We start from the raw sequence: 7362 nt of genomic DNA on the forward strand, positions 1-7362 counted from the left end.
AGATCAACCTCGACAAGGGCCGGGTCAGCCTCCAGAAGAACCAGACGGTGTCCCTGGTCAAGGGCGGGCAGCCGCTGCTGACCTCCGTGCGGATGGGCCTCGGCTGGGAGCCGGCGTACCGCTCGAAGGACATCGACCTCGACGCGTCCGTCATCGCCTACGGCCCGGACCGCAAGAAGGTCGACGCGTGCTATTTCGGCAAGCTGTCGATCCTGAACGGCGTCATCCAGCACTCCGGTGACAATCTCACCGGTGAGGGCGGCGGTGACGACGAGGTCATCACGGTGCATCTGGGAGACATCCCGCCGCAGGTCACCGGCCTGGTCTTCACCGTCAACTCCTTCTCCGGGCAGAAGTTCACCGAGGTCGCCAAGGCCTACTGCCGGCTGCTCGACGGCGGCGGCCAGGAGCTGGTGCGCTTCGACCTCACCAACGCCGAGCCGCGCACGGGCGTGATGATGTGCAAGTTCATCCGCCAGTTCTCCGGCGAGTGGGAGATGACGGCCCTGGGCGAGTACGTCGATTCGCGTACGGTCCGCGGCATGGTCAAGCCGGGCGGCAAGGCGCTCTGAGCCTCCTCGTCACCGGCACCCGGGTGGCGCCCCGGCGAGCGGGGCGCCACTGGGCCGACGCGCGCCGCGCGCGCTGAGGACCGGGCGCGGTAGCGGCCCGGGGCGGTAGCGGTCCTGGGCGGTAGCGGCCCGGGGCGGTAGCGGCCGGGCGCGGCGAGAGCGTGGCGCCGTGAGGCCCTGGTTTCTCCGGACCGCCCGCCGGGCGCGGCAGCGGCAGCGGCAGGCATCCGACGGGTATCCGGCGGACAGCCGGCGGGTGCCCGCCGGCCGTCAGCGGTGCCGTCAGCGGTGCCGCCGCCAGGGGCCGGTGATCGCCAGCATGAGGCCGGGCTCCTGGATGTTGGCGTACAGGGTCCGCCCGTCGGGCGAGAAGACGACACCGGTGAACTCGCTGTACTCCGGCTCCTCGGCCGTCCCGATGTTCAGCTCGTTCCGCGCGATCGGATAGGTCCGGCCCTCGTCCGTCGCGCCGAACAGGTGCTGGACGCCCTCCCCGTCCTCCGCGATGACCAGGCCGCCGTAGGGCGAGACGGTGATGTTGTCGGGCCCGTCGAAGGCGCCGTCCTCGCCGGGTGAGGCGTTGACACGCAGCAGCACCTTGAGCGTCAGGGTGCGGCGGCCGGGGCTGTAGAACCACACCTGCCCGTCGTGCGGGGCGCCGGGGCTCTCGTCGCGGGCGTAGGAGGAGACGATGTACGCCCCGCCGTCGGCCCACCACATGCCCTCCAGCTTGCGCCCCCGGGTGACCTCACCGTCCGCGAACTGCTGCCGCACGGGCACGGTACGGGCGTCCCGGTCGGGTACGTCGATCCAGTCCACGCCGTAGACGGTGCCGGTCTTCGTGGCCCGGGACAGGTCGTCGACGAAGCGGCCGCCGGAGTCGTAGCACTGCGGTGCCTGGAGGACCCCGGCATCGTCGCCGAGGGTGCGCAGCTGCCCGCGGCCGTGCCGGAAGCCCTTCGGCGGCACCCAGCGGTAGAACAGGCCGTTCGGCTCGTCGGCGTCCTCGGTCAGATACATGTGGCCGCGCCGCGGGTCGATCACGACGGCCTCGTGGTCGTACCGGCCGAGCGCCTTGACCGGCCGCGGGTCGCGGTTGGCGCGGCGGTCGGCCGGGTCCACCTCGAAGACGTAGCCGTGGTCCTTGGTCATGCCGTTCTCGCCGGCCCGGTCGGAGTTCTCCTCGCAGGTCAGCCAGGTGCCCCAGGGCGTCGTGCCGCCCGCGCAGTTGTTCGCGGTGCCGGAGATGCCCACCCACTCGGCGACCTCGCCGCCGGGGCGCAGCTCCACGACCGTGCAGCCGCCGGGCGCCGCCGGGTCGTACACCAGGCCGTCGCTGAGCGGCACCGGGTGGGCGGCCTCGGAGCGCGGGCCGTCCATCTCGTGGTTGGTGACCAGCAGGGTGGTCCCGCGCGGGCCGGGGAAGGCGGCCGTCCCGTCGTGCTCGGACGGAGTGAACTCGCCGGACTCCAGCTTCGTCACCCCGGCCCGGGTCAGGATCCGGTACGAGAATCCGGCGGGCAGCGCCAGGATGCCGTCCGGGTCGGGCCGCAGCGGGCCGTAGCCGAAGCGGTCGCCGTGCCCGCCGTCCGCGGCGGCGGACCCGGTGTCCTCCGCGGCCGCGAGCGACGGCGCCGCGCTGGCGAGCACCCCCGCGCTGCCGAGGAGGGCGACGCCGGCGCCCGTCGAGGCGGATCCCTTGGCGAAGTCGCGGCGGGTGAGCGGCATGGGCATCTCCTGGGTGGCCGGAACCTTTCACTGGACGGCCACAGAGTGGCCCGCCCGCCCGAACACCGGCTGAACTCGGGACAACGGGCGTTCGCCGATTACACGATCCGTCGGGGTGGCGGCGGGCGCGGGACGGCGCGCCCACATCCGCCCGCGCCCACGCCCACACCCGCGCCCGCCCACACCCGCGCCCGCGCCCGCCCGAGTCCGCCCGCGTCCCGCCCGTGCGAGGACCGCGGTCCCGCCTCCCGGGGAAGAGCACCGCGGTCTCGTCTCCCGGGGGAACGGACCGCGGTCCCGCCTCACGGGGAGCAGCGCCCGTCTCAGCCCGACTGCCGGGAACGCGCCTTGTAGGCCGCCTTCCGCGCCTCTTTCGCGGTCTGCCGGTCCGGGTGCAGCCGGCCCATCGCCTCCAGCACCTCCGCGGTCGCCGGGTGGTCCACCCGCCAGGCCGTCTCGAAGAAGCCGCTGTGCTGCCCCACCAGTCCCTGGACCAGCCCCTCCAGCTCCGCGGAGTCGCCGGCGCTGCCGAGCTGTGCCGCGATGGTGTCCACGGTCAGCCAGAACACCATGTCCTGCGGCGGCTCCGGCACGTCGGCCGCCCCGTGCTCCGCCAGCCAGACCCGCGCCAGACCGCCCAGCTGCGGATCGTCCAGCACGTCCCGCAGGGCCGGTTCGGCCTCCTTGCCCACCAGGGACAGCGCCTGCTGGCAGCCGAGCCGGCGCATCGGCGCGGCCGGGTCGTCGCCGCGCCCGGCCAGCAGCAGCTCCCGGGCGGCGGCCTCCGGCTCGCGGCGGCCCAGCCACTGCTCGATCTCGGTCTGCGCCGCGGCCTCGGGATAGCCCGGCAGCCGGTCCAGCAGGACGGCCGCGCCCTCGCCGGCGAGGTCGCCCACGGCCGGGGCCGCCACCCCCGCGTCGAGCAGCCGGGCCCGTACGCCGTGGACGCCGAGCGGGGTGAGCCGGACCATGCCGTAACGGGAGACGTCGCCCTCGTCGATCTCGCCCGTGGCGGCCGAACCCTGCTCGTCCAGCTCCTCGATGAGCGCCTCGTCCACCGGCTGGTACTCCACCAGCCCGATCGGCTCGAGCAGCCGGAACTGGTCGTCCAGCCGCATCATCGCCTCGGAGACCTCCTCCAGCACGGCGTCGGTGGGCTCCGTCATGTCGTCGGGGACGATCACCGAGGCGGCGAGGGCGGGCAGCGGTACGGAGCGCTCCGTACCGTCCTCCAGCGCGGTCAGCAGATAGAGGTTGCCGAGCACACTGTCCAGGACGTCCGCCTCGTGCTCCGGGTCCCAGTCCAGGGCGTCGAGGTCGATCTCACCGGTCTCGGCGATGCTTTCGACGAGGTCGGAGAGGTCGGGCGCGGCGGCGTCGGAGAGCAGCGCCTCCAGCCCGGCGAGCCAGATCTCCAGGACGTCCTGCGGGCTGCCGGAGGTGACGTGCCGCGACTCCTCCCCGGGGGTGGCGGTGCCGACGGCGGTGTCCTCACCGTCCCCGCCGTCACCGGCATCTTCCCCGGCACCGGAGCCGGCGTCCCCGCTCCTGGCCCCGTCCCCGCCGTCGCCCCCGTCCTCGGCGGCGTCGTCGTCCTCGTCGATCTCGACCAGCCCGGTGTCGACGGCCAGCCGCCAGGCCTCGTTGGTCTCGTCCGCGCCGTCCTCGGAACCGTCGAGACCCAGATGGGCGGCCGCCTCCCGCAGCCCGGCCGCGGTCAGTTCACCGCCCGCGCCGACCCGGACGCCGGGCTCGCACCAGCGGGCCAGCCGCACGGCCCGGGCCAGCAGCGGCGCGGCCAGGGCCTGGCGCGCCAGCTCCGCTTCGGAGGGCAGCCGCACCGGCGGCATGACGGCGGGCCCCTCCTCCTGACCGGTGGCGGGCGGGGAGGGACGTTCTCCGGACATCGGCGGCTTCTCCTCGGAGTGCGACAGGTGTGGTGGCCCGCGCGCGCGGGGCGAGTGGTACGGCAGTGTCCAACCCTAGACGGATCCGCCCTCTTCCCCTCCCATTCACGGACCGGCCCGGTGACGTACTCCGGCCATGCCTTGACAAGTGGCCCGCGCCCGCACGAGATTGACGCGCGTAGACGCCTTCCTCCCGGTTCGGAGACCCGATGCCCCCGATATCCCCTTCCGCCGCGCACCCGTTCCGCGACCCCGCCCGCGCCCGGCTGCGGCCCGCCGGGGCGCGTACCGGTGCCCTGCTCGCCGTCGCCCTCGCGGCCGGGCTGCTCACCGCGCCCGGACAGGCCCACGCCGCTCAGCCGCGCGTGCACGACGTCCAGGGCGGCACGCGGGTCTCCCCGTTCGACGGCGAACAGGTCACCGACGTCCCGGGGATCGTCACAGCGGTGCGCGCCTTCGGGTCCTCGCGCGGCTTCTGGGTGCAGGACCCGGAGCCGGACCGCGACCCGGCCACCAGCGAGGGCGTCTTCGTCTTCACCGGCTCCAAGACGCCCGGCCTGGCGCCCGGGGACTCGGTCCTGGTTTCCGGCACGGTCGGCGAGTACTACCCGGGCGGCGAGCAGGCCGGCCTGCAGTCCGTCACCCAGATCTCGAAGGCGGCGTGGACCGTCGTCTCCCGGGGCAACGAACTCCCCGCCGCCTTCCGCCTCGACGCCGCCTCCGTGCCGAACCGTTACGCCCCCGAGCCCGGCGGCAGCATCGAACCGCTGCCGCTGCGCCCGCACCGCTACGCGCTCGACCGGTACGAATCCCTCGAGGGCATGCGCGCCCAGGTCACGGACGCGCCCGTGGTCGGCCCGAGCAGCGAGTACAACGAGCTGTGGGTCACCGCCGATCCGCACGAGAACCCCACCGAGCGCGGCGGCACCCTCTACGGCTCGTACCGCGACCAGAACGGCGCCCGGCTCAAGGTGGCCTCCCTGATCCCCTTCGCGGAGCGCCCGTTCCCCCGGGCGGACGTCGGTGACGCCCTGGCGGGGACGACCGCCGGGCCGCTGGACTACGACCAGTTCGGCGGGTACGAGCTCCAGGCGACCGAACTCGGCGCGCTCGACGCGGGCGGGCTGGAGCGGGAAACGACCCGCGCGCAGCGGGCGGACGAGCTGTCCGTCGCGACGTACAACGTCGAGAACCTCTCCCCCGCCGACCCGCGGACGAAGTTCGACCGTCTCGCCGAGGCCCTGGTGCACAACCTCGCGTCGCCCGACATCGTCGCCCTGGAGGAGGTGCAGGACAACACCGGTCCGGAGGACGACGGTGTGGTCGGCGCGGACGAGACGCTGCGCCGGCTCACCGAAGCGGTCACCGCCGCGGGCGGACCGGAGTACGCCTGGCGGCAGATCGACCCGGCCGACGGTGAGGACGGCGGCCAGCCCGGCGGCAACATCCGGGTGGCCTTCCTCTACAACCCCGAGCGGGTGTCGTTCCCGGACGCCGCGGGCGGCGACGCCACCACGCCCGTCACCCCGGTGCGGGACGGCGGCGAGGTGCGGCTCTCGGCCAACCCCGGCCGGATCGACCCGTTGAACCCCGCCTGGGAGGACAGCCGCAAGCCGCTGGCCGCGGAGTTCCGCTTCCGCGGCCGGCCGGTGTTCGTGGTCGCGGGCCACTTCAACAGCAAGGGCGGCGACCAGGCCCTCGACAGCCGCTTCCAGCCGCCCGCCCGCTCCTCGGAGATCCAGCGGACGGCGCAGGCGGCCGCGGTCTCGGCCTGGGTGAAGTCGCTCCTGGCCGCCGACCGGAAGGCCCGGATCGTCGTCGCCGGAGACCTCAACGACTTCGGCTTCTCCCCCGCCCTGCGGACGCTGACGGAGCACGGCACGCTCACCGACCAGGTCAGCCGCCTGCCGCGCGACGAGCGCTACGGCTACGTCTACAACGGCAACTCCCAGGCCCTGGACCACATCCTCACCAGCCGCGCCGTCCGCCGCGCGGACTACGACATCGTCCACATCAACGCGGAGTTCGCCGACCAGGCGAGCGACCACGACCCGCAGGTCCTCCGCTTCCGGCCCTGACACGGCCGCGGTCCGGGCCCCCGCCGGTGCGGGGACCCGGACCGCGGGCGGTTCCGGTGCGCCGGAGCGCTCAGTCGTTGCTGTGCAGCGCCGCGTTCAGGCCGCCCCACGAGCCCGTGCGCTGGAGCGCCTCGACCGTGCCGGTGGTGGAGTTGCGGCGGAAGAGGAGGTTGTTCGCGCCGGAGAGTTCCAGGGCCTTGACGACGTTGCCGTCGGGCAGGCTGACCCGGGTGCCGGCCGTGACGTACAGGCCCGCCTCGACGACGCAGTCGTCCCCGAGCGCGATGCCGATGCCCGCCTCGGCGCCGAGGAGGCAGCGCTCGCCGATGGAGACGATCTGCTTGCCGCCGCCCGACAGGGTGCCCATGATCGAGGCGCCGCCGCCGATGTCGGAGCCGTCGCCGACGACGACGCCCGCGCTGATCCGGCCCTCCACCATCGAGTGGCCCAGGGTGCCGGCGTTGAAGTTGACGAAGCCCTCGTGCATGACGGTGGTGCCGGACGCGAGGTGCGCGCCGAGCCGGACGCGGTCGGCGTCGGCGATACGGACGCCCGCCGGGGCCACGTAGTCCGTCATCCGGGGGAACTTGTCGACACTGGTGACCGCCAGGTGCAGACCCTCGGCGCGGGCCGCCAGGCGGGCCTGCTCCAGCTGGTCGGGGGCGACCGGGCCGAGGCTCGTCCAGGCGACGTTGGCGAGCAGGCCGAAGATGCCGTCGAGGTTCTGGCCGTGCGGCCGTACCAGGCGGTGGCTCAGCAGGTGCAGCCGCAGGTACACGTCGTGCGTGTCGGCCGGCTTGTCCTCCAGCGAGCGGATGACCGTGCGGACGGCGACGACCTCGACACCGCGCCGCGGGTCGGGGCCCAGCGCCTTGGGCGCGGCCTCGCCCAACAGTTCGGCGGCGCGCTCGGCGCCCAGCCGCTCGGTACCGGCCGGACCGGCCGCGTCGACGGCTTCCGGGGCCAGGAGCTCCGGGGCGGGGAACCAGGTGTCGAGAACGGTGCCGTCGGCGGTGACGGTGGCGAGCCCGGCGGCGGCCGCGCCGGGGACGGGAGTGGTGGCTGCATCGGTCATGG

At 74.3% G+C, this 7362-nt stretch carries 5 protein-coding genes; 2 read left to right on the forward strand and 3 right to left on the reverse strand.

Annotated features, from left to right (window positions below; all coding sequences use genetic code 11):
- On the forward strand, positions 1-572 hold a 572-nt coding region (locus tag GCU69_RS00085), incomplete at its 5' end, for a TerD family protein (RefSeq protein WP_176604490.1).
- A gap of 282 nt (positions 573-854) precedes the next feature.
- On the opposite strand, the gene GCU69_RS00090 is transcribed toward GCU69_RS00085, so the two are convergent.
- Positions 855-2300, reverse strand: a complete 1446-nt coding sequence (locus GCU69_RS00090) for an alkaline phosphatase PhoX (RefSeq protein ID WP_156204787.1) — start codon at positions 2298-2300, stop codon at positions 855-857.
- Positions 2301-2623: 323 nt separating this feature from the next.
- Positions 2624-4207 (reverse strand): hypothetical protein, encoded by a 1584-nt coding sequence (locus tag GCU69_RS00095; protein WP_235978105.1) that lies wholly within the window; start codon positions 4205-4207, stop codon positions 2624-2626.
- Positions 4208-4416: 209 nt separating this feature from the next.
- Between GCU69_RS00095 and GCU69_RS00100 the strand changes: the two genes are divergently transcribed.
- Entirely contained in the window at positions 4417-6285 is a 1869-nt protein-coding gene (locus GCU69_RS00100) for an endonuclease/exonuclease/phosphatase family protein (RefSeq protein WP_098751331.1), read from the forward strand.
- 70 nt (positions 6286-6355) lie between these two features.
- Here GCU69_RS00100 and dapD read toward each other — a convergent pair whose 3' ends face one another.
- Entirely contained in the window at positions 6356-7360 is a 1005-nt protein-coding gene (dapD, locus tag GCU69_RS00105) for a 2,3,4,5-tetrahydropyridine-2,6-dicarboxylate N-succinyltransferase (protein WP_098751332.1), read from the reverse strand.
- Positions 7361-7362: the final 2 nt, after the last annotated feature.

This window comes from Streptomyces lycii, from assembly GCF_009735685.1.
Classification (GTDB): Bacteria; Actinomycetota; Actinomycetes; order Streptomycetales; family Streptomycetaceae; genus Streptomyces; species Streptomyces lycii.

What these genes read in the sequence shown, in the direction of transcription:
- dapD (WP_098751332.1), bottom strand. Translation starts at nt 7,360, where the DNA reads ATGACCGATGCAGCCACCACTCCCGTCCCCGGCGCGGCCGCCGCCGGG.
- GCU69_RS00100 (WP_098751331.1), top strand. Translation starts at nt 4,417, where the DNA reads ATGCCCCCGATATCCCCTTCCGCCGCGCACCCGTTCCGCGACCCCGCC.
- GCU69_RS00090 (WP_156204787.1), bottom strand. Translation starts at nt 2,300, where the DNA reads ATGCCGCTCACCCGCCGCGACTTCGCCAAGGGATCCGCCTCGACGGGC.
- GCU69_RS00095 (WP_235978105.1), bottom strand. Translation starts at nt 4,207, where the DNA reads ATGTCCGGAGAACGTCCCTCCCCGCCCGCCACCGGTCAGGAGGAGGGG.